Here is a 21,269-nt window from a genome sequence, read left to right as displayed (position 1 = left end):
GTTAGGTTTCGCCGTTGACCTTCCGACCGGCCCCATGAGCGAATCCGCCCCCCTGCTGCTGCGCGCCGCCCGAGGTGAGCAGGTGGAGCGGCCGCCGGTCTGGATGATGCGCCAGGCGGGTCGTTACATGAAGGTGTACCGCGACCTGCGTGACCGCCATCCCGGATTCCGCGAGCGCTCCGAGAACCCCGATCTCTCCTACGAGATCTCGATGCAGCCCTTCCACGCCTTCCGTCCCGACGGCGTGATCCTCTTCTCCGACATCCTCACGCCCCTGCCGGGCATGGGCATCGACTTCGACATCATCGAGAGCCGCGGGCCGATCATCGAGCCCGCCATCCGCAGCCAGGCCCAGGTGGATGCGCTGCGGCCCCTCGATCCGGCCGAGGCCCTGCCCTTCGTGGGCGAGGTGCTGGGGCGGCTGCGGGCCGACGTGGGCAACGCCGCGGCGGTGCTCGGCTTCGTCGGCGCGCCCTGGACCCTGGCCGCCTATGCGGTGGAGGGCAAGAGCTCCAAGACCTATTCGGTGATCAAGGCGATGGCCTTCCAGGAGCCCGCCCTGCTGCACCAGCTGCTGGGTCACCTGGCCGATTCGATCGCCACCTACGTCCGCTACCAGATCGACAGCGGCGCCCAGGTGGTGCAGCTGTTCGACTCCTGGGCGGGGCAGCTGAGCCCGATCGACTACGACGTGTTCGCGGCCCCCTACCAGAAGCGGGTGGTCGATCAGGTGAAGGCCACCCACCCCGACACCCCCCTGATCCTCTACATCTCCGGCAGCGCCGGCGTGCTGGAGCGCATGGCCGCCACCGGGGTGGACTTCATCTCCCTCGACTGGACCGTGGACATGGCCGACGGCTGCGCCCGCCTGCCCCAGCACCTGGGCGTGCAGGGCAACGTGGATCCCGGCCTGCTGTTCGGCACCCCCGAGGCGATCCGCGAGCGGATCCTCGACACGGTGCGCAAGGCCCGCGGCCGTCGCCACATCCTCAACCTGGGCCACGGCATCCTGCCCGGCACCCCTGAGGACAACGCCCGCGTCTTCTTCGAGACCGGCAAGGCCGTCAACGAGCTGCTGGGGGCTGCTGTTTGAGCGCCCCCACCTCCGGGCCCCAGCGGATCCTGATCACCGGCGCCAGCGGCTGCGTCGGCCAGTACATCGCTGAAAACCTGCTGGCCAACAGCGACGCCCACCTGCTGCTGCTGCTGCGGGATCCCGCCAAGCTCAGCGCCGTCCCTGCCGACCACCCGCGCATCACCCTGCTGGTGGGCGACCTGCGGGAGCTGGGCCCCCACGCCGCCGCCATCGCCAGCGCCGACCGGATCATCCACACCGCCACCGCCTGGGGGGATCCCGAGCGGGCCCAGGCGGTGAACGTGGTGGCCGTGAAGGAGCTGCTGCGGCTGACCGATCCAGGTCGCCTGCAGCAGGTGATTTACTTCTCCACCGCCAGCATCCTCGACCGGCAGCTGCAGCTGCTGCCCGAAGCGATGGCCTACGGCACCGAGTACATCCAGACCAAGGCCACCTGCCTGCAGGACCTGGAGCGCCACCCCCTGGCTGGGAGGATCGTGGCGGTGTTCCCGACGCTGGTGTTCGGCGGTTCGGTGGCCGGCGCCGATCCCCACCCCACCAGCTACCTGACCGCCGGGCTCAAGGAGGCCTTCGGCTGGCTGTGGCTGGCCCGCTGGCTGCGCACCGACGCCAGCTTCCACTTCATCCACGCCGCCGACATCGCCACCGTCTGCGCCCACCTGGCCACCACCCCCCATGGCCCCAATCCGGAGCCGGGCCAGGGGCCGGTGCGGCGGCTGGTGCTGGGCCAGGCGCCGGTCACGATCAACGGCGCCGTGGCCTCCCTGTGCCGCTGGCGGCAGGTGTGGGTGCCGCCGGTGGGAATCGATCTGCGCGGCTGGCTGATCGAGGGACTGATCAAGCTGCTGCGCATCGAGGTGAACGCCTGGGACCGCTTCTCAATCCGCCAGCGCCACTTTGTGCACCAGCCGGTCAGCCCGCCCGAGCGCTTCGGGCTGGTGAGCTTCGCCCCCAGCCTCGACGCGGTGCTGGAGACGGCGGGGGTGCCCCAGCGGGGCCGGATCGGGGCAGGCCCCCGCCCCTGAGCCGGCCGCGGGCCCCCCAGCGGGACGCCGCCATGAATTGTTGCGAATCTGTCGGCGCTCCGCACCGGGACACGGCCATTGCCTAATTTGTGCCGGTTGCAAGTGCTTTTCGGCACCCCCCTTCGCGCCCTCCCATGCGTCGTCTCCTTTCCCTCTTCGCTCTCTGCCTGGCGCTGGTGCTGGGTGCCACCCCGAGCTTTGCCGCCGATGTGGCCCACGGCGCCCAGATCTTCTCCGCCAACTGCGCCGCCTGCCACATGGGCGGCGGCAACGTGGTCAACGCCGAGCGCACCCTCAAGGCCGAGGCCCTGAGCGCCTACCTGGCCGACTACAACGCCGATCACGAGGCCGCCATCGCCCACCAGGTGACCAACGGCAAGAACGCCATGCCCGCCTTCCTCGGCAAGCTCAACGACACCGACATCGCCGACGTGGCCGCCTACGTCGAGGACATGGCCTCCAAGGGCTGGGCCTGATCCACTCGGTTCCATCCCATTCAGCGACGGCCCCTCGAGCCGTCAGGAGCCCCGGCAGAGCCGGGGCTTTTTCATGGCTCAGGCCAGGGCACGGCGAGCGGCCAGCACCGCCAGGTAGAGCTCCTCGGGCACCTCGCGGATGTCGTACTCGCTAGGAAGCATCCCGTGGACATGGCGGTGCACCACCCGCCAGCAGTCGCGCTCCGGCTCCGCAGCCCCGCCCAGGGTGAGGGACGCTCTGGCGAGCTCGGCCACCAGGGCTTGGTCGTCGGCGGGAGAGGGCATCGGAGACAGCAGGGCTGCAGAGGCGAGAATGGGGCGCAGCCGAGCTCCCATCATGGCGATCCCCACCTCTGCCGGGCTGCTGCCGGGCCTGCTGGGGGGCCTGCTGTCGGCAGGGATGCCCCTGGCCCTGATGGCCGCCGCCGCCGCGCCTGTCCTGGCCCAGGGGCAGACCCCCAACCAGCCCCTGGCCATCGAGGCCAGCCCCGGGCTGTCGCCTCCTCCCTGCCGGCTGCTGGTGCCCAGAAGCGAAGCGGTGCTGCAGCCGCTGCGGATCCATCCGGCCCAGGTGGCCCAGAAGAACAGCCTGGGTTGCCTCTCGGCAGCCGATGCCCTCTATGGCCCGGACGGCTGCCCCAGCCAGCTCTGCGGCCAGAAGCACGGCTTCCAGGTGCCCATGCCGGAGTTCGTGGGCCCCTAGCTCCTGTGACCCCACCGGGCGGTTGGCCACCCCCTTCGGTACGGCCTGCCCACCCTCGGGGAGGAGGGCCGAACGCCGCGGTTCGGTCCTCCCACTCGGCCGATCCCGACAGGATTCATACGTTGGCTCCAGTCACTGTCCGAAGGGAGAACGTCAACCATGCATCCCACCGCCGAACTGTTCACCGAAAAGGCCTGGGGCGCCGTGGTCGCCTCCCAGCAGCTGGCCCAGCAGCGGCGCCAGCAGCAGATGGACAGCGAGCATCTTTTCGCTGCCCTGCTGGCCCAGCAGGACCTGGCCAGCCGGATCCTGGAGAAGGCCGGCGTGGATCTGGGGGTGCTGGGCCAGAAGCTGGAAGCCTTCATCGCCGCCCAGCCCAGCCTGGCCACCGCCCCCGACAACGTCTACCTGGGCAAGGGGCTCAACGCGGTGCTGGACCGGGCCGACGCCCTCAAGCAGGAGTTCCAGGACAGCTACATCGCCGTGGAGCACCTGGTGCTGGCCCTGGCCGGCGATGACCGCTGCGGCCGCCAGCTGCTGTCCCAGTCGGGCGCCGATGGGGCCAGAATCAAGGAAGCCGTTCTGGCGGTGCGGGGCAGCCAACGTGTGACCGACCAGAACCCGGAGGGCACCTACGAATCCCTCGAGAAGTACGGCCGGGACCTCACCGCCGCCGCTCGCGAGGGCAAGCTCGATCCGGTGATCGGTCGCGACGAGGAGATCCGCCGCACCGTGCAGATCCTCTCGCGCCGCACCAAGAACAACCCGGTGCTGATCGGCGAACCCGGCGTCGGCAAGACCGCCATCGTCGAGGGGCTGGCCCAGCGGATCGTCAACGGTGACGTGCCCACGGCCCTGCAGAACCGTCAGCTGATCGCCCTCGACATGGGCGCCCTGATCGCCGGCGCCAAGTACCGCGGCGAGTTCGAGGAGCGCCTCAAGGCCGTCCTCAAGGAGGTCACCTCCAGCGAGGGGCAGATCGTCCTGTTCATCGACGAGATCCACACCGTGGTGGGGGCCGGCGCCAGCGGCGGTGCCATGGACGCCAGCAACCTGCTCAAACCGATGCTGGCCCGCGGCGAACTGCGCTGCATCGGCGCCACCACCCTCGACGAGCACCGCCAGCACATCGAGAAGGATCCGGCCCTGGAACGCCGCTTCCAGCAGGTGTTCGTGGACCAGCCCACGGTGGAAGACACCATCTCCATCCTGCGCGGCCTCAAGGAGCGCTACGAGGTGCACCACGGCGTCCGGATCGCCGACAACGCCCTGGTGGCCGCCGCCGTGCTCAGCAGCCGCTACATCGCCGATCGCTTCCTGCCCGACAAGGCCATCGACCTGATGGACGAATCGGCAGCCCGGCTGAAGATGGAGATCACCTCCAAGCCCGAGGAGATTGACGAGCTCGACCGCCGCATCCTGCAGCTGGAGATGGAGAAGCTCTCCCTGGGGCGGGAGTCGGACCCCGCCAGCCGCGACCGGCTCGAGAAGCTCGAGAAGGAGCTGGCCGACCTGGCCGAACAGCAGAGCAGCCTCAACGCCCAGTGGCAGAAGGAGAAGGGCTCGATCGACGAACTCTCCGCCATCAAGGAGGAGATCGAGCAGGTGCAGCTGCAGGTGGAGCAGGCCAAGCGCAACTACGACCTCAACAAAGCCGCTGAACTGGAATACGGCACCCTGGCGGAGCTCAACAAGAAGCTGGCCGGCAAGGAAAGCGAGCTCAGCGCTCATGCTGGCGAGAAGAACCTGCTGCGCGAGGAGGTCACCGAGGACGACATCGCCGAGGTGATCGCCAAGTGGACGGGGATTCCAGTCAGCAAGCTGGTGCAATCGGAGATGGAGAAACTGCTGCATCTCGAGGACGAGCTGCACACCCGGGTGATCGGCCAGGACCAGGCCGTGACGGCGGTGGCCGATGCCATCCAGCGCTCCCGGGCCGGTCTGTCCGACCCCAACCGACCCATCGCCAGCTTCCTGTTCCTCGGTCCCACCGGCGTGGGCAAGACCGAGCTCTCCAAGGCGCTGGCGTCCCAGCTGTTCGACAGCGAGGAGGCGATGGTGCGCATCGACATGAGCGAGTACATGGAGAAGCACGCCGTCAGCCGGCTCATCGGAGCCCCTCCCGGCTACGTGGGCTACGAAGAGGGAGGCCAGCTCACCGAAGCGGTGCGGCGCCGGCCCTACGCGGTGATCCTGTTCGATGAGGTGGAGAAGGCCCACCCCGATGTGTTCAACGTGATGCTGCAGATCCTCGATGACGGCCGCGTCACCGATGGTCAGGGCCGCACGGTGGACTTCACCAACACGGTGCTGATCCTCACCAGCAACATCGGCAGCGCCTCGATCCTCGATCTGGCCGGCGATCCGGCCCGCCACGGCGAGATGGAGAAACGGGTGAACGAGGCCCTGCGGGGCCACTTCCGCCCCGAGTTCCTCAACCGGCTGGATGAATCGATCATCTTCCACAGCCTCAAGGCCGAGGAACTGCGCCAGATCGTGGAGCTGCAGGTGCAGCGGCTGGCCAGGCGGCTCGAGGACAGGAAGCTGGGCCTGGAGCTCGACGGTGCCGCCCTCGACTGGCTGGCCGCCGTGGGCTACGACCCGGTCTACGGCGCCCGGCCCCTCAAGCGGGCCATCCAGCGGGAACTGGAGACGCCGATCGCCAAAGCGATCCTGGCCGGCACTTACCTTCCCGGCTCCACGATCGTGGTGGATGTGGAGCATGAACGGCTGCGCTTCCGCCCGGCCGAACCCTCCCGGCTGCCCGCCCTCGTCTGAGGTCTCAGGCGGCCAGCGCCGCCACCAGGGAGGGGTTGGCGTACCAGCTGAAGGGCCCCTCCCGCACCGCCGCGACGCCCAGTTCGGTGCGCAATTCCTCCAGGTCCTGGCCCATCCGCTCCTCCCAGATCACCGGGAACAGCGGCTGGGCCTCGGCGCCGATGTGCAGCCCCTTGCTGATCATGCCGAAGGCGTAGCTGGCGGTGCGGGCCTGCTCGGCCGGGGTTTCCAGTTCGTCGATGGGCGTGTCGTTGCGGAACCAGTTGAGCAGCAGGGCCATCAGATCGGTGAAGGCCAGGCCCGGATGGGCGAACTGGGCCACGCTCATGCTGATGACACCGAGTTCGCCGAAATTGTCGAGGCTGAAGCCGCTGACGATGTGATGGATGTCGTGGGTGGCGTAGACCCGGTAGTTGATGTAATCGGCGTCCGTTTCCAAGTTGGCGTAGAACTCGGGTTTGGGGAAGAAATTGATGTCGTACCCCATCGCCTCCAGCACGGTGGCGTAGGTGTGCCCCAGGGTTCCCTTCGGCAGCGCACGCAGGACAGCCGCGTCGTAAGGGCCGCTGAGCCGCCGCTGCTCGATCAGAGCTGCGGCGGCCGGATCTCGCCCCAGCAACGCCCGGCAGACCCGCATCGGACGGGACTGGCGCAGCCGATGGGAGAGCAGGAAGACGTTGTTGGCCGAAGCACCGGCTCCGGCGGCCAGATCGGCGAGTTCGAGAAACGCATGGATGTTCTCCTCGGTGGCGATCCGATCGAGATAGCGAAATCCCATGGGTGGGGCGGAGGCAGCACCCAGGGAAACTAGACGCAGGCGTCGATGCGGCGGGCCAGTTCCACATCAAGGTCCGACAGCCCACCGGTGTCGTGGGTGGTGAGGTTGATCGTCACCCGGTTCCAGACGTTGCACCATTCCGGGTGGTGGCCCAGGGACTCGGCCGCCAGGGCCACCCGGGCCATGAAGCCGAAGGCGGCGGAAAAGTCCGCGAAGCGCAGTTCGCGGTGCAGCTTGCCCTCCCGCAGCGTCCATTGCGGCAGATCAGCGGGCAGCGCGGCGATCTGGGAGGGGGTCAGGGGCTGGGCGGCCATGGGAGAAGAAAGCAGGAGGTCATTCGCCCACCAGATGCAGGCTGAGGCGGCGGTGGTGGGGTCGGGCCCGGTGCTCCCACAGATACACCGCCTGCCAGGTGCCAAGCAGCAGGCGACCCGACTGGAAGGGGAGCACCAGGCTGGTGCAGGTCAGGGCGGTACGGATGTGGGCGGGCATGTCATCGGGGCCTTCGTCATCGTGCACCCACTCGCGCCGCTCCCCCTGGCCGCTGAGGGGCCGCACCCCTTCCGGGGGCACCAGGGCCCGCAGAAAAGCGGCGAGATCGACGAGCACCCTGGGGTCGGCGTTCTCGTTGATCGTCAGGGAGCAGGAGGTGTGCAGGCTGGCGATGGTGGCCGTGCCGAGGACCAGGCCGCTGGCGGCGATCAGGCCGTTGAGGGGCCCGGTGATGTCATCGAAGCCTTCCCCACGGGTGGACACCTCCAACTGATTCAGGGTCTGGCGCAGCATCGGTTCCACCTGGCACCGTTCAGTTCGCGGCAGGAGCTGGCGTGGCGGAGCGCAGCGCGTCGATCGTGGTCAGGCGGCAGGCCTGGGGGTCCCAGAGGATGTAGCTGAAACATCCGGGGATGTCAGCCAGGGAAAGCCGCCGCACGCCGGTGAGCAGGTGGGCATTGCGCTCGTGACAGGCCCGCAGCCGGTAGTTGGGGATCTTGGACGACAGATGATGGATGGCGTGGCAGCCGATGTCGGCGGAGAACCAGTTGAACAGCGGCGGCAGCTCGAGATCGCTGGTGCCTTCGAGCACCCCCGTCATCTCGCTCCAGCCGGCGGTGGCGTGGGCGTAGGAACCGGGGAAGTTGTGCTGCACGAAGAAAATGCAGATGAAGATTGCCGCCGCGCAGGCCATCACCGGGGCGTAGATCGACCAGAACACGCCGGCACCGAGCCAGTGGGCCATCAGCCACCAGGAGCCGATCACGGCGATGTTGTTGGCCAGCAGGTGGCGGAATTCACCCTGGGTGTACCAGTGCCTGGAGCGATAGCTGGAAAGGATCTGGCCCGGGCCCATCGGCTGCGGGCTGCGCAGGCAGGCCCGCAGGTGGGGGAAGAAGCCTGCCAGCCCAAGGACAAGGGCCACCCTGGGCTTGATCACCAGATAGAAGAACCCTCCGGGGAACAGCATCGCCGGATGGCGGAGCAGGCCGTAGAACCGCTGCTGGCCAGGGCTGAGGGCGGCGAAAGCCCCCGTGGTGACCAGGGCCGAAGGTCCCTGGTACTTCTCCCAGTCGCCGTTGTGCCGGTGGTGGTAGGCATGGCCACGGGACCATGGGTACTGGGGAATGGCGCTCAGAACACCGAGCAGAAAGCCGAACACCTGGTTGGCCCGCCGGCTGCGAAACAGGGAGTCGTGGCCGCAGTCGTGCATCAGCGAGAAGCAGCGGGCCAGCAGCAGCACCATGACAACCATGGTGGGGATCAGCAGCAGGGGAGCGTGCTGGCGGCTCCAGTCGGCCACCCACCACAGGGCTGCGTAGGGGATCACCGTGTTGGCGATCTGCCAGGAGCCCCGCAGATTGGAGCTGTCCATGAAGGACTTCAGCTGAAAATCGCCCCGCTTGGGCTGACGCATCAATGCCGTGGGGCCGGCGACCGCATCAGGGGAAACGGGCGGCGTGCTATCAGACAGGGTGGCGGAAGGGAAGCCCTGCGACAATGCAAAACCTTTGCTATATCCAACGATCCTAGTGAGGAGGAGGACAATCCGTTCCCCTTCGATGCGAAGGAAATCTGAATAAGATCTGCAGCGAAAATGCTGCGCCCAAGGTGAGCGACCTGATCGTGGTGGGCAGTGGCCTGGGCGGCCTGTGCGCCGCCGCCATCGCCGCCCGCCATGGATTGGAGGTGCTGGTGCTCGAGGCCCACACCTCTCCCGGCGGCGCCGCCCACGGATTCCGGCGCGGTCCCTTTCACTTCGAATCGGGCCCGTCGCTCTGGAGCGGCCTGGGCCGGTGGCCCAGCACCAACCCCCTGGCCCAGGTGCTGCGGGCGGTGGGGCAAACCCTGCCCGTGGCCACCTACCGCGACTGGGGGCTGCTGCTGCCCGAGGGGTCCCTGCGGGTGGGGGTGGGGCAAGGCCCCTTCCTGGCGCTGCTGCGGGATCTCCGCGGCCCGGCGGTGGCGGCCGAGTGGGACCGCTTCCTCTCGGCCCTGCAGCCCAGCTGCGAAGCGGCCCGCTCCCTGCCGCTGCTGGCCCTGCGGCCCGGGGCGGGCCTGGCCACCACCCTCGGCGGCGGCAATGCCCTGCGCCTGCTGGGCCAGGCCGGCCGGCTGGCGGCCCTGGGCGGCGCCTTCGGGCCGATCGCCCGTCGCCACCTGAGCGATCCATTCCTGCTCCACTGGGTCGACCTGCTCTGCTTCCTGATCTCCGGGTTGCCCATGGACCAGACCAGCGCCGCCGCCATGGCGACCCTGTTCGGCGAATGGTTCGAACCCGAAGCCTGCCTCGACTACCCCATCGGCGGCAGCGCGGCCGTGGCGGCGGCGCTGGTGCGCGGGATGGAGCGCCATGGCGGCCGGCTGCGCACGGGCGCGGCGGTGGCAGAGATCCTGGTGGAGCAGGGCCGGGCGGTGGGCGTGCGGCTGGCGAACGGGGAGCGCCTCGAAGCCGCCCGGGGGGTGATCGCCAACATCAGCCCCTAGGACCTGCTCACCCTGCTGCCGGAGGCGGCGGTACCGTCGCGCTGGCGGCGGCGCCAGGTGGCCACGCCGGCCTGCGCCGGCTTCCTGCACTGGCACCTGGCTCTCCGGGGCGACGACCTTGACCACCTGCCCATCCACCACGTCTGGGTGGGCGACTGGCAGCGGGGGATCGGCGCCGAACGCAACATGGTGGTGCTCTCGATGCCCTCCCGGCTCGACCCGTCCTGCGCGCCGGCGGGCCACCAGGTGCTGCACGGCTATACCCCGGCCAACGAACCCTGGGAGCTGTGGCAGGGGCTGGAGCGGGGCAGCGCCGCCTACGACGCCCTCAAGCAGGAACGCTGCGCCGTTTTCGGCGAAGCGCTCGACCGGGTGCTGCCCGACTGGCGGGAGCGGGTGGTGCTCGAACTGCAGGGCACCCCCCTCACCCACCGCCACTATCTGCGGATGCACCAGGGCAGCTATGGCCCGGCCTGGCCCGCCAGCGGCGGCCCCTTCCCCGGCGGGTCCACCCCGGTCGAGGGGCTGGTGCTCTGCGGGGCCGGCGTGTTCCCTGGCATCGGCGTGCCGCCGGTGGCGGTGAGCGGTGCCATGGCCGCCCACCGTTTCGTGGCCGCGCGCCAGCAGCGACAACTGCTGGAGGAGATCGGCCTGACGGAGCCCTGAACCGAGGTGGGCCGCACGGGGGGATCCGGCGCTCAGAAGCGTCGCAGGGCCAGACTGCCCAGCTGCACCTCCCGCAGCAGCAGCACCACCGCCGTCATCAGCGAGCCCATCGCCAGCACGAACAGCAGGGCCACCAGCGGGGTGAGATCGATCGTGGCCAGGGTGCTCACGAACAGCACCACCACCACGGTGGCCACGAGCAGGAAGCTGGTGGTGGCACAGGCGAAGGCCCTCGAGGCCATGATCATGCGCCGGCGGTGCAGCATCAGCTCCCCCTGCAGCTCCCGCTCCTGGGCCACCGTGGCGGCCCTGGTCCGCTCCTTGAGCAGCCGGGCCCGATCGACGATGCGGGCCAGCCGGGTGGTGATCACCCCGAGCAGACCGCTGATGCCCGCCAGCAGGAACACAGGGGTGACCGCCAGGCGAATCGTCTCCGGCAGGGCTCCGGCCGGATGGGGCGCCACCACCAGGATCAGGGCCAAGGATGCGGGAATCGCAGCCCCGAATCTAGGGCGACGGCCCCTGCCAGCCTGGTGGGACGTTCGCCGTCCCGCCCCCACCATGACCACGATGACCTGCCGCTACGAGGGAGCCCTGCGCTGCACGGCGGAGCACGCCCCGTCCGGGTCGCAGCTGATCACCGATGCCCCCGTGGACAACCAGGGCAAGGGGGAGGCGTTCTCGCCCACCGACCTGGTGGCGACGGCCCTGGCCACCTGCCTGCTCACGGTGATGGGCATCGTGGCCGAACGCGAGGGGATGGTGCTGGAGGGCGCCCGGGTGCGGGTGGAGAAGGGCATGACCGGCAGCGGCGAGCGCCGCATCGCCCTGTTGGAGGCCTGGATCGATCTGCCAGCCGGCCTCGATGACGGGCAGCGGGACGTGCTGATCCGCGCCGGCGAGCGCTGCCCGGTGAAGGTCAGTCTGGAAGGCTGCGTGCCGATGCGGCTCCACTGGAACCCGGCGGCGGCGGGCTGAGGGTGACCCCCACCTCCAGCTGCTCGAGCGGAGCCGCAGGATCCTCCGGGACGAGCAGCACCATGGTGCTGGCCGCGGGGCGGGTGCCGGGCTGCTCCTGCAGGATCTCCAGGGCCACCATGGTCTTGCGCCACTGCAGGATCTTGCCCTCCAGCAGGGCCACGAAGTCGTCGCAGTTCCAGCGGGCCGCCTCCCCACGGCAGGGGTAGCGCTCCAGCACATCGAGGATCTCCATCTCCCGCAGCGGAGGTGCCTCGGCCGGATCCCAGACCAGCAGATAGTTGCCGTCGAGGGCATTGGCCTCCAGCAGGCTCGCCTCACTGGCCAGCAGGGTGTCGAGGGCCATCTCGTCGTCGTCCCGCTCAATCGCGGTGAGCAGGGCCTCCAGCACCAGCTGGGTGTCGTCATCGAGCCGGTCGCAGTGGACCGTGAGCAGGCCCGTCACCGCCAGCTCGATCTCCTCGAGCGGCAGCACCATGGTCAGGGCCCGCAGGATCGCGCTCAGCACGTCACCCGCGTCCCCTTCGCCGGCGGGCTGGCCCTGCAGGGCGAGGTCGGGGTCGGCCATGAACCGTTCGATGGCCGCGAGCACCAGGGCCTGCTCCGGGGAGGGGGGATGCATCGATCCGGCGCCGGGAAGGTCGTCCTCCACCATGGCGCCGCCGGCGGCCGGCCGGGACAGCCGTTGTGCGATCCGCATCAGGACCGCCCTGGGCCAGCATGGCGTCACCGGCTCCACCGATCCCATGCCTGCAGCGGCTTCGGCCCTCGACCAGCTCCAGCGGCACCTGCACACCACCCGTCTGCTGGGCTCGATCAGCAGCACCCTCTATTACGACCAGAACACGGTGATGCCCGCCGCCGGTGCGCCCTGGCGCGGCGAGCAGCTGGCCCTGCTGGCCGCCCAGCTGCACGAGCGCCAGAGCAGTGACGCCTACGCCGATCTGGTGGCCGCGGCGGAGGCCGAGTTCGATGGGGCCGCCCCACCCCAGCGCCGCCGCAATCTGCAGCTGCTGCGTCTGGAGCTGAACCGCCAGCGCTGCCTTGATCCGGCCCTTGTCACCGCCCTGGCCCGGGCCCAGTCCCACGGCAATGCCATCTGGCAGGAGGCCCGGGCGGCCAGCACGTTCGCCAGCTTCGCCCCGGCGCTGCGGGAGCTGATCCGGCTGCGCCGTGAGCAGGCCGGCCAGCTGGCGGACGCTGAACCGGTGGCCCGCAGCCCCTGGGAGATCCTGGCCCAGCCCTTCGAGCCCGATTGCAGCAAGGCCCGGCTGACGGAGCTGTTCGCCCCCCTGGCGGCGGAACTGCCGGGGCTGCTGGAGACGGTGGCGGCCGCCCCTTCCGCGGGCCCACAGGAGCCGTTTGAGCTGGCGGAGGGTCTGCAGGAGCAACTCTGCAGTGAGCTGCTCGACAGCTGGGGCTACGACGCGGCCCGCTGCCAGCGGTCCCGATCCGCCCACCCCTTCTCCTGCACGGTGGGCCCCCAGGACTTCCGCATCACCACCCGGGTGGTGGGGGGCCAGCCGTTCTCGGCCTTCCTGGCCACCGCCCATGAGTGGGGCCACTCCCTCTACGAGCAGGGCCTGCCCCGCGGCGACGACCATTACTTCCCCTGGCCCCTGGGGGAGGCCACGTCGATGGGGGTGCATGAGTCCCAGTCGCTGTTCTGGGAGTGCCGGGTGGCCCGCAGCCGGGCCTTCGCCGAGCGCTGGCATCCCCGCTTCCAGCGGGGACTGGGGTCCGACCCCTGGGGCGGTGCCTTCGGTTTCTGGCGAGCCCTCAATCCCCTGCGGCCGGGCCTGATCCGGGTGGAGGCCGATGAGCTGAGCTACAGCCTCCACATCGTCCTGCGCTTCGAGCTGGAGCTGGCCCTGCTAGAGCAGGGGATGCCGGTGGAGGAGCTGCCCGCCGCCTGGAACCGGCGCATGAAGGAACTGCTGGGGCTGCAGCCGGCGACGGACGCCGAGGGCTGTCTCCAGGACATCCACTGGGCCGAAGGGCTGTTCGGCTACTTCCCCTCCTACGCCCTCGGCCATTTGATCAGCGCCCAGATCTCGGAGGCCCTTGAGCAGGAGATCGGCCCCATCGAGGCTCGGGTCGCTGCGGGGGAGACGGCGGCCCTGCAGGACTGGCTCGCCAGCAACATCTGGCCCCATGGCCGCGCGGTGAACGCCGAGGAACTCGTCGAGCGGGTCACGGGCCGGCCCCTGGGAGCCGAACCCTTCCTCACCTACCTGCGCGCCAAGGTCGGCCAGCTGACCGGGGCCGTCTGAGCGGGGTCGTCAGGGCCCGATGCCTAAGATGCCGCCGCAGAAAAGCCCCCACCATGGCGAACATCGACCACGCCCCCAGCCGCACCATGCTGAACCTGCTGCATGTGCTGCCGGCCTTCGCCGATGAGGCCGAGCTGCGCCTCAACGCCATCGTGGAGCTCAACTCCAACACGATCAACAAGTACGAACTAATCACCGAAACCGGCCATCTGAAGCTGGATCGCGTGGGCTATTCCTCCCTCGCCTACCCCTTCGCCTACGGCTGCATTCCCCGCACCTGGGACGAGGATGGCGACCCCCTCGACATCGAAATCGTCGGGGTCACCGAGCCCCTGGTGCCCGGCAGTCTGGTGGAGGCCCGCATCATCGGCATCATGTGTTTCGACGATGGCGGCGAGGTGGACGACAAGGTGATCGCCGTGCTGGCCGACGACAAGCGCATGGACCACATCACCAGCTATAGCCAGCTGGGTGAGCACTGGCTGAAGGAAACCCAGTACTACTGGGAGCACTACAAGGATCTGAAGAAGCCTGGCACCTGCAAGGTCAACGGATTCCATGACGCCGGTGAGGCCGTGCGCATCATCAAGGAATGCGAAGATCGCTATCTTTCCGTCGTCGATCCTCGCCTGGTCGACTGACGTCCTCCGGCACCGCTCGCCGCGGTCCCTCCGATCCCGTTCCGCCCATGTCGCGCTCCCTGGTCCTGTCCTTCCTCCTGACCACCGGCTGGGGGGCCGGCCTGGTGGCGGCCGCGGGAGCCGTCGAAGCGCCCCTGCTGACACCGGCCGCCGCCACCGCTCCCACCAGCGTGGCCCCGGCAGCCCCCGGCGTGACCGCGCCCGCCACTGCTGTCCCCGCACCGGCCAAGGCCACCGTGACCAGCACCCGCGAGATCGTGCTGGAGCTGGGCAAGCGCACGATCAGCCTGCGGGACAACGGCAAGGTGCTGGGCAGCTGGCCCGTGGCCATCGGCGATTCCCGCACCCCCACCCCCAAAGGACGCTTCCTGGTGGAGACCAAGGTGGTCAATCCCCAGTACCAGAGCACGGTGAGCGGCAAGGTCAACCCCACCAAGGGCCCCAATGGCCCCCTGGGTGATCGCTGGATCGGCTTCAAGCGCAGCGGCCCCAACCAGTACGGCATCCACGGCACCCCCAGCTCCTGGGCCTGGACCGTCACCTCCCGCTCCGCCGTCACGAACGGCTGTGTCCGGATGCTCACCCCCCATGTGCGTGCCCTGTTCGACCAGGTGGAGGTGGGAACACCGGTGGTTGTCAAACCCTGAACACCGAAGGGCGATTGCAGCGAATCAGGGAGCGACCGAAGAGATTCTGGAGATTGCCCAGGAAGGGTTTGATGTCTGGGTGCAAACACCTAATGTCTTGAAACTCGATCAACAGCGGCACCCTCCAGAACCGCCGATCTTCCTCCCATGTTCGAATCCACTCACGAACCCACCACTGACCAGCTGAACAGCACCTCTCTGAAGTGGGGCAACGACGGTGAGCTCTCCGAACTGGACCTGCAGCGGATTCTGGGCCTGCTCTCTCAGGTCGATCCGGTCGCCGAAGCCCTGATGGAGGGTCGCTCGGAAGCGGCCTGAAAGCGTCGCGCCTGGGCCCTGGCCATGCCGTCGCGGCTGGCCATTCCCCGCAACCGGTCCACGGCCAGTCCTCCGGGGGGCAGCCCATGGGGTAGGTGATCCCCGGCTCCTCCAGCCACCTCAAAGACCGGCAACTGACGCAGGCCATTGGGCCCCAGCTGATCCTCGAGGCGATCCAGGTTCACTCCGGAGGGCAACCAGACCAAGTCCGTGCGCAGGCAATCCTCAAGGCGCAGCGGCTGCGGGCGGCTGAGATCGGAGGCCAGGCCACGCTGCAGATCACCGATCGTCACCAGTCCCAGGGCCAGCCCGGCCCGCTCCACCAGCAGGCAATGGCCATGGCTGTCGATCAGCCGGGCCAGGGCGGCAGAGGCCGTCATGGCGGCCGGCAGCACCAGGGGGGCCTCCGGCTCGAAGGCCTCCTCCACCGGGATCGCCGCCAGCTGGCTGCGGCGGCGCTCCTCCAGGGGGTCAGGCCCCATCAGGCCGGGGTCCTGGATGCCCTGCCAGCGCTCCACCAGGGCGGCGCTGAGACCGGCGGCCGCCATCAGCGGCAGCACGATGCGGATGTCGCGGGTGAGCTCGAACAGCAGCAGCAGCGCCGTGAGCGGTGCCCGGGCACTGCCCGCCAGCACCGCCGCCATGCCCACCATGGCATAGGCGGGGGGTTCGGCCACCGGCAGATTCAGGCCGCCGCTGCCCAGGGCCTGGCCGTAACAGCTCCCCAGCACCGCCCCCAGGAACAGGGAAGGGGCGAAGCCGCCGCCCACGAAGCCGGTGGCGTTGCTGACGGTGGTGGCCACCAGCTTCACACCGATCAGGGCCACCAGGGTGAGCAGGGGGATGCCGCCGTCCCGACCCAGCAGGGCTTCGATCGTGTCGTAGCCGACCCCGAGCACCTGGGGGAACACCAGAGCCATCCCGCCAAGCGCCGCCCCACCCAGGGCCGTGGGCAGGCCGGGCGGCAGCCGCTGCACCACAGCCTGGACCCGCTCATCGCGGCCGGCGGCCAGCAGCCGGATCAGCAGCCAGGACATCAGGCTGGCCAGCAGGCCCAGTCCCAGATAGAGGGGGAGCTCCAACGGTGAGCGCACCTCGTAGGCGGGCAGGCGCAGGATCGGCGTGTCTCCGAGGCACAGCTGGGTGACAAGCGCCGAGGCCACCGCCGCCACCAGCACCGCCCGCAGACTTGGACGTCCCGGGATGGCGCTGTAACTCCCCTCGAAGGCGAAGAACACCCCGGCGATCGGCGCCTTGAACCCGGCCGCCAGACCCGCTGCCACCCCGGCCCCCACCAGCGCCTTCTGGGCCTGGGGGGAGAGGCGGCCCTTCAGGGCCACCCAGAGGCCAATGTTGCCGCCCCCCTCCACGCTGGGCCCCTCCGGGCCAAGGGAAGCGCCGCTGCCCAGGCTGAGGGACGCGGCCACCAGCCGCAGCAGGGGCAGGCGCGGCTCGCCCCCCTGGCGGCCGTCGGCGATCGCCATCAGGCTCGAGAGACCCGGACCGATGCTGCCGGCCACATGGCGCAGCAGACCCACCGCCAGACCGCCGAGGGTGGGCACCACCACCACGGGCCAGAGGGCCAGCCAGTCCGGCGGGGTGGGCAGGCTGATGGGCGGGGGTTCGGGCGGCGGGGGCGGTGCCGCCGCCAGCAGGCCGATGCCATCGAGACCGAGCTGCAGGAGGGCCCGCAGGGGGGTGCCGCTGTCGGGCGCCAGCGGCGGCAGGTCGATCGGCGGCAGGTTGGCGGGGGTGGCGGGCGAGGAGCGCCCGATGACCAGCAGGCCCTCCACGAAGGGGCCGAAGAGGAAGTTGTTGATGAAGCCCAACAGCTCGTGGAACGCCACCACGGCCAGGCCGGTCAGGGTGCCGACCAGGGCCGCCCAGGCCAGCAGGTTCCACTGGAACGGCAGGCCGCGCAGGTCGGCCTCGGGCCCAGGGGCCAGGTGGCCGTTGGCCTCAGCTTCCGGGGCGGACGGTGGCAAAGATCTCCTCCAGGATCTCCCCGGCCCCCTGGGACCGCAGGGTCTCCGCCAGCGCCAGGCCGATCGCTTCAGGATCGCTGGCCGGGCCGCGGCAGCTGTCGCGCAGCAGGCGCTGGCCGTCGATGCTGGCCACCATGCCGGTGAGCACCAGCTCGTCGTTCTCGAAGTGGGTGTTGACGCCGATGGGCACCTGACAGCCCCCCTCCAGGCTGCGCAGGAAGGAGCGCTCAGCCAGACAGCGACGGGCGGTGGGGAGATGCTCCAGCACGCCGATGGTGTCCAGAACGGCCTGGTCCCCGGCGCGGCACTCGATGCCCAGGGCCCCCTGACCCACCGCATGGAGGGAGATCGAGGGATCGATCAGCTCGTGGATGCGCTCGCCCAGGCCGAGCCGGGTCAGCCCGGCGGCCGCCAGGATCAGGCAGTCGTAGACGCCGGCGTCGAGCTTCTCCAGCCGGGTGATCACGTTGCCCCGCACGTCCTTGAACACCAGGTGGGGGTAATGGTGACGCAGCTGGGCCAGGCGGCGCAGGGAGCTGGTGCCCACCACGCTGCCCTCGGGCAGGGTGGCCAGGCTGAGCTCCCGGTGCTTTTCTTGCACCACCAGGGCATCGGCCGGGTCCTCCCGCTCGGTGATGCAGCCCAGGATCAGACCCTCCGGCAGGTTGGTGGGCAGGTCCTTGAGGCTGTGCACGGCGATGTCGGCCCGGTCGACCAGCATCTGGGCCTCCAGTTCCTTGGTGAACAGGCCCTTGTCGCCGATCTTGGCCAGGGCCACATCGAGGATCTTGTCCCCCTGGGTGGCCATCGCCTCGATCGTGATCGCCAGCTCGGGGTGGGCCCGGGAGAGTTCGTCCCGCACCCAGTGGGTCTGGACCATGGCCAGCTGGCTGCGGCGGGAGGCGATGCGCAGGGTGGAGCTGGCCATTGGACGCTTCGGGCGGCAGCGACGGCTGCCAGGCAACAGCCGCCCAGCCTAGGGACCGGCCTGTCCCTGTTTCCGGCCGGCGGGCGGAACGTGATCAGCTGATGGGATCAGGCGAACAGATCCAGCGGCAGGGGTCCCCAGGTGTCCTCGGCGGCCGGATCGGAGGCGTCGTGGCCGGTGATCAGGATCCCCTCGCCGAGGCCCTCCTCGTGGCGCAGATGGAGCAGTCCCGTGCGCTGGTTGCCCTTGAGAAACACCGGACCGGGCTGCCCCTCGCCGGGATCCCCTTGCTGCAGGGCCGACCAGCCCTGGACCGCCTCCAGCTGCCGCAGGGCCGTCAGGGCCGCCACCGCCGAGGGCGCCATGATCCCGATCGTGAACCACGCGCAGGCCCCCAACCGGGTGCTGAGCTCCTGGCGCAGCAGGGCCCCCGTCTCGGCGTCAAGGGAAGGGGCGGTGCGCAGGCCCCGCAGACCGGCCAGGCCGGAGGTGGGCAGGTCGGTCGTCAAGGGGATCGCAGCGATCGGGCCGTCCCACTCTGGAGGTCGGCGGGGGGCGGATCACGCCAGAAGGCCAGGCACACCGTCAGCCAGGCCAGCCCGACGGCGGCGCCCGCCAGCAGGTCCGTGGGCCAGTGGGCGCGCACGTAAAGGGTGCTGAGCCAGACCAGGCCCACCAGGGCGCAGGCCAGCATCGCCAGGGGGCGCCGCAGGCGGGGATGGTGGGACCCCAGGATCACCACCATGGCGAAGTAGAAGGCCACGGCCCCGGCGGCATGGCCGCTGGGAAAACTGTGCCCGTCGAGCGGCAGCAGGCTGCCCGGCGGCCGCTGGCGGCTGAACAGCGGCTTGAAGACGAGATCCACCAGGATCAGGATGCCTCCCGTGGCCATCACCAGCAGGCGCAGGTCTTTCCACCAGCGCCGCCGCAGCAGATGGAGCAGGGCCATCGCCACCAGGACGGCGGTGAAGCCGACGCCCGTCGCCCGATAGACCTGGGTCAGGACCCCACCCACCAGGCCGTGGAGATGGTTGCCCAGCCAGTCCAGGGCTGCCGCGTCCAGCAGGGCCAGGGGGCGGCCCGGGGCCACCGCCACGAACAGCCCCACCAGCACGATCAGGCAGCCGGGCAGAAGGATCCTGTCCCGGGGAAGCAGATGGAACCCCATCACGGCACCAGATGGTGTCGGGGCACCCGCCAGAGGGTCAGCTCGCCGGTACGGGCCAGCCGCTCAATGCCTTGCGGTGGCAGGGCCAGGGCCTCGAGATCGCGGCGATCACCCACCAGACGCACCGAGCGACTGCCCGGCGAGAGGGCGAGGGCGCCGGGGCCCTGCAGGGCGAGCTGGGTGATGTGGAGGCGATCGGAAACGAAGACGGCCTCCGGCTCGCCATAGAACAGCAGGCTGTAGCGCTTGGTGCCGACGATGAGCAACGGCTCGTTGGGCCTGGCGGCGGCCTGGGCGGTGCGGGCCATCTGTCGGAGGGGGACCTGACGCTCGCGGTCCAGCAGCGGAGCGAGCGGGGCGATCACCAGGCCGAGCACCGCCAGGAACCCGGCCAGGCTGGGCAGCCACAGCCAGTCGGTGGCCGCCGGCCGCAGCAGCAGCACCAGCAGGGCCAGGGCCGTCAGCCCCAGACACACCGAGAGCACCAGGGGAAGGCCTGAGCGGGACAGGGCGGCGCCGAACTCCGGGTAGGCGGGATCCCCCGCCACCCAGCCCGGGGCCAGGGCGGCCGCCACCGCCATGGCAGCCAGCAGCAGCACCTCGAGGGCTGCCGCGATCCGCACCCCCACCCGCCCTGAGGCCGCCGATGCTGGGGTTGTCGCCTCCGGCAGGGGGCGCCAGTGCAGCGCCACCAGCAGGCTCGCCGCCGGCAGGGCCGGCAGGATATAGCCGGGCAGCTTGGTGGCGGCGGCGGAGAAGAAAGCCACGACCAGCACCAGCCAAAGCAGCAGAAACAGCCCCAGGTCCCCCGGGGCGCCGCCGTCCCCGGAAGGGCCGGCCGCCGCCGTTCGCCAGCGGGAGGGCCGCCAGAAGCCCTGGGCCGCGATCGCCAGGGGCAGGAACAGCGACCAGGGCAGCACCAGCAGCACCAGCCAGGGCAGGTAGAACCAGGGGGGGCCGGGGTGGTCGTAGAGCACCGTCGTGAAGCGCTGCAGGTTGCTGAACCCCAGGAAGCCGCCGAGGAACTCGCCGCCGTTGACGGCCGCCGCCGCTGCGTACCACGGGGCGCTCACCCCGAGGAACAGGGCCACCATGGCCAGCAGGGGACGCCAGCGCAGCCAGGGTCGCCACTGGCCGGTGAGCAGCAGGAAGACCACCACCACCAGCCCCGGCAGCAGCAGACCCACCGGCCCCTTGGCCAGCACGGCGATGCCCGCGAACAGCGCCATGGCCACCCGGCCCAGGGGCGCCCGCCAGGGATCGGCCCGGTGGCGATGGGCCAGCAGGAAGCCGAACAGCGCCAGGCTGATGGCGCTGGAGAGGAACATGTCGGTAGTGGAGGTGCGTCCCCAGCCGATCCATCCCGGGGTCGTGGCGATCACCCCGGCCGCCACCACGGCCCTGAGCAGCCGGGGCCGTCCGGCCTCGCCCGCCGGGGACCAGGCCAGCATCAGGGCGAAGGCCGCCACCACCACGGCACTGGCGGCGAGGGCCACCGGCAGCCGGGCCGCCCATTCGCTGACCCCGAACAGCCGGAAGCTCAGCCCCACCATCCAGTAGCCCCAGACGGGGTAATCGAAGAAGCGTTCGCCGTTCCACCAGGGGGTGACCCAGTCACCCCGCTCCAGCATCTGGTGGCCCACCTCGACGAACAGGGCCTCGGTCTTGTCCATCAGGCCGACGCTGCCCAGGCCCTGGAAGAAGGCCAGCCAGCAGATGAGCAGCAGCCAGAGGCCACTGAGCACCCAGACCAGTTGCCTGTGGCTACGGGCGCGGACACCCTCCGGCCGGGCACCCCGGGCAGCAGACACCATGCTGGGTCGACGACGA

At 70.0% G+C, this 21,269-nt stretch carries 22 protein-coding genes and 1 pseudogene; 11 read left to right on the top strand and 12 right to left on the bottom strand.

Annotated features, from left to right (window positions below):
- The first annotated feature begins 34 nt into the window (after positions 1-34).
- The 3 genes from hemE to VB738_RS12510 all read left to right on the top strand — a co-directional run bounded on the left by hemE (position 35) and on the right by VB738_RS12510 (position 2,597).
- Positions 35-1,093 (top strand): uroporphyrinogen decarboxylase, encoded by a 1,059-nt coding sequence (gene hemE, locus VB738_RS12520; protein ID WP_323306042.1) that lies wholly within the window; start codon positions 35-37, stop codon positions 1,091-1,093.
- Positions 1,090-2,121 carry an NAD(P)-dependent oxidoreductase gene (locus tag VB738_RS12515; protein WP_323306041.1) on the top strand — a complete coding sequence of 344 codons (1,032 nt, stop codon included), beginning with the start codon at positions 1,090-1,092 and terminating at the stop codon, positions 2,119-2,121. Before hemE ends, VB738_RS12515 begins: the two co-directional genes overlap by 4 nt.
- A gap of 134 nt (positions 2,122-2,255) precedes the next feature.
- Positions 2,256-2,597 (top strand): c-type cytochrome, encoded by a 342-nt coding sequence (locus VB738_RS12510; protein WP_323306040.1) that lies wholly within the window; start codon positions 2,256-2,258, stop codon positions 2,595-2,597.
- Positions 2,598-2,675: 78 nt separating this feature from the next.
- Here VB738_RS12510 and VB738_RS12505 read toward each other — a convergent pair whose 3' ends face one another.
- Entirely contained in the window at positions 2,676-2,882 is a 207-nt protein-coding gene (locus tag VB738_RS12505; RefSeq protein ID WP_323306039.1) for a hypothetical protein, read from the bottom strand.
- Positions 2,883-2,934: 52 nt separating this feature from the next.
- Between VB738_RS12505 and VB738_RS12500 the strand changes: the two genes are divergently transcribed.
- A complete protein-coding gene (locus VB738_RS12500; protein ID WP_323306038.1) occupies positions 2,935-3,300 on the top strand; it encodes a hypothetical protein in 366 nt (121 codons plus the stop codon).
- 159 nt (positions 3,301-3,459) lie between these two features.
- Positions 3,460-6,078 carry an ATP-dependent chaperone ClpB gene (clpB, locus tag VB738_RS12495; RefSeq protein ID WP_323306037.1) on the top strand — a complete coding sequence of 873 codons (2,619 nt, stop codon included), beginning with the start codon at positions 3,460-3,462 and terminating at the stop codon, positions 6,076-6,078.
- Between the two features lie 4 nt (positions 6,079-6,082).
- Here clpB and VB738_RS12490 read toward each other — a convergent pair whose 3' ends face one another.
- The 4 genes from VB738_RS12490 to VB738_RS12475 are packed head-to-tail and all read right to left on the bottom strand — an operon-like array spanning position 6,083 to position 8,723.
- Positions 6,083-6,856: a Coq4 family protein gene (locus VB738_RS12490; protein WP_323306036.1), complete on the bottom strand. Its 774-nt coding sequence runs from the start codon at positions 6,854-6,856 to the stop codon at positions 6,083-6,085.
- A 29-nt stretch (positions 6,857-6,885) separates the two neighbouring features.
- Positions 6,886-7,170 (bottom strand): 4a-hydroxytetrahydrobiopterin dehydratase, encoded by a 285-nt coding sequence (locus VB738_RS12485; protein ID WP_323306035.1) that lies wholly within the window; start codon positions 7,168-7,170, stop codon positions 6,886-6,888.
- A 19-nt stretch (positions 7,171-7,189) separates the two neighbouring features.
- The gene (locus tag VB738_RS12480; RefSeq protein WP_323306060.1) at positions 7,190-7,642 is read right to left on the bottom strand and encodes a secondary thiamine-phosphate synthase enzyme YjbQ; all 453 of its coding nucleotides are present in this window, start codon (positions 7,640-7,642) and stop codon (positions 7,190-7,192) included.
- Positions 7,643-7,661: 19 nt separating this feature from the next.
- Entirely contained in the window at positions 7,662-8,723 is a 1,062-nt protein-coding gene (locus VB738_RS12475) for a fatty acid desaturase (RefSeq protein ID WP_323306034.1), read from the bottom strand.
- 236 nt (positions 8,724-8,959) lie between these two features.
- Here VB738_RS12475 and VB738_RS12470 point away from each other — a divergent pair.
- A pseudogene (locus VB738_RS12470) lies at positions 8,960-10,501 on the top strand (phytoene desaturase family protein).
- A gap of 32 nt (positions 10,502-10,533) precedes the next feature.
- Here VB738_RS12470 and VB738_RS12465 read toward each other — a convergent pair.
- A complete protein-coding gene (locus VB738_RS12465) occupies positions 10,534-10,983 on the bottom strand; it encodes a DUF2721 domain-containing protein (protein WP_323306033.1) in 450 nt (149 codons plus the stop codon).
- Between the two features lie 79 nt (positions 10,984-11,062).
- Between VB738_RS12465 and VB738_RS12460 the strand changes: the two genes are divergently transcribed.
- A complete protein-coding gene (locus tag VB738_RS12460; protein WP_323306032.1) occupies positions 11,063-11,479 on the top strand; it encodes an OsmC family protein in 417 nt (138 codons plus the stop codon).
- Here the strand turns inward: VB738_RS12460 and VB738_RS12455 are convergent.
- The gene (locus VB738_RS12455; RefSeq protein ID WP_323306031.1) at positions 11,421-12,179 is read right to left on the bottom strand and encodes a hypothetical protein; all 759 of its coding nucleotides are present in this window, start codon (positions 12,177-12,179) and stop codon (positions 11,421-11,423) included. The genes VB738_RS12460 and VB738_RS12455 overlap by 59 nt on opposite strands.
- A gap of 46 nt (positions 12,180-12,225) precedes the next feature.
- On the opposite strand from VB738_RS12455, the gene VB738_RS12450 reads away from it, so the two are divergent.
- The 4 genes from VB738_RS12450 (at position 12,226) to VB738_RS12435 (ending at position 15,358) form a co-directional block, all read left to right on the top strand.
- Positions 12,226-13,752 carry a carboxypeptidase M32 gene (locus VB738_RS12450; RefSeq protein WP_323306030.1) on the top strand — a complete coding sequence of 509 codons (1,527 nt, stop codon included), beginning with the start codon at positions 12,226-12,228 and terminating at the stop codon, positions 13,750-13,752.
- Between the two features lie 53 nt (positions 13,753-13,805).
- Positions 13,806-14,393 (top strand): inorganic diphosphatase, encoded by a 588-nt coding sequence (locus VB738_RS12445; RefSeq protein ID WP_323306029.1) that lies wholly within the window; start codon positions 13,806-13,808, stop codon positions 14,391-14,393.
- A 47-nt stretch (positions 14,394-14,440) separates the two neighbouring features.
- Positions 14,441-15,040 (top strand): L,D-transpeptidase, encoded by a 600-nt coding sequence (locus VB738_RS12440; RefSeq protein WP_323306028.1) that lies wholly within the window; start codon positions 14,441-14,443, stop codon positions 15,038-15,040.
- 147 nt (positions 15,041-15,187) lie between these two features.
- Positions 15,188-15,358 (top strand): hypothetical protein, encoded by a 171-nt coding sequence (locus VB738_RS12435; RefSeq protein WP_323306027.1) that lies wholly within the window; start codon positions 15,188-15,190, stop codon positions 15,356-15,358.
- Here VB738_RS12435 and VB738_RS12430 read toward each other — a convergent pair.
- The 5 genes from VB738_RS12430 to VB738_RS12410 form a co-directional block, all read right to left on the bottom strand.
- The gene (locus tag VB738_RS12430; protein ID WP_323306026.1) at positions 15,304-17,343 is read right to left on the bottom strand and encodes a chloride channel protein; all 2,040 of its coding nucleotides are present in this window, start codon (positions 17,341-17,343) and stop codon (positions 15,304-15,306) included. The genes VB738_RS12435 and VB738_RS12430 overlap by 55 nt on opposite strands.
- The gene (hemC, locus tag VB738_RS12425) at positions 17,318-18,271 is read right to left on the bottom strand and encodes a hydroxymethylbilane synthase (RefSeq protein ID WP_323306025.1); all 954 of its coding nucleotides are present in this window, start codon (positions 18,269-18,271) and stop codon (positions 17,318-17,320) included. The genes VB738_RS12430 and hemC overlap by 26 nt, the downstream gene beginning before the upstream one ends.
- Positions 18,272-18,378: 107 nt before the next feature.
- Positions 18,379-18,780, bottom strand: a complete 402-nt coding sequence (locus VB738_RS12420; RefSeq protein ID WP_323306024.1) for a DUF1824 family protein — start codon at positions 18,778-18,780, stop codon at positions 18,379-18,381.
- Positions 18,777-19,439, bottom strand: a complete 663-nt coding sequence (locus tag VB738_RS12415) for a phosphatase PAP2 family protein (RefSeq protein WP_323306023.1) — start codon at positions 19,437-19,439, stop codon at positions 18,777-18,779. Before VB738_RS12415 ends, VB738_RS12420 begins: the two co-directional genes overlap by 4 nt.
- Positions 19,439-21,253 carry an ArnT family glycosyltransferase gene (locus VB738_RS12410; RefSeq protein WP_323306022.1) on the bottom strand — a complete coding sequence of 605 codons (1,815 nt, stop codon included), beginning with the start codon at positions 21,251-21,253 and terminating at the stop codon, positions 19,439-19,441. Before VB738_RS12410 ends, VB738_RS12415 begins: the two co-directional genes overlap by 1 nt.
- Positions 21,254-21,269 lie beyond the last annotated feature (16 nt).

The sequence above is a fragment of the Cyanobium gracile UHCC 0139 genome (genome assembly GCF_034931325.1).
GTDB lineage: Bacteria > Cyanobacteriota > Cyanobacteriia > PCC-6307 > Cyanobiaceae > Cyanobium > Cyanobium gracile_B.
The sequence above is the reverse complement of the archived record's forward strand: the minus strand, read 5'-3'. Positions and strand labels throughout refer to the sequence as shown.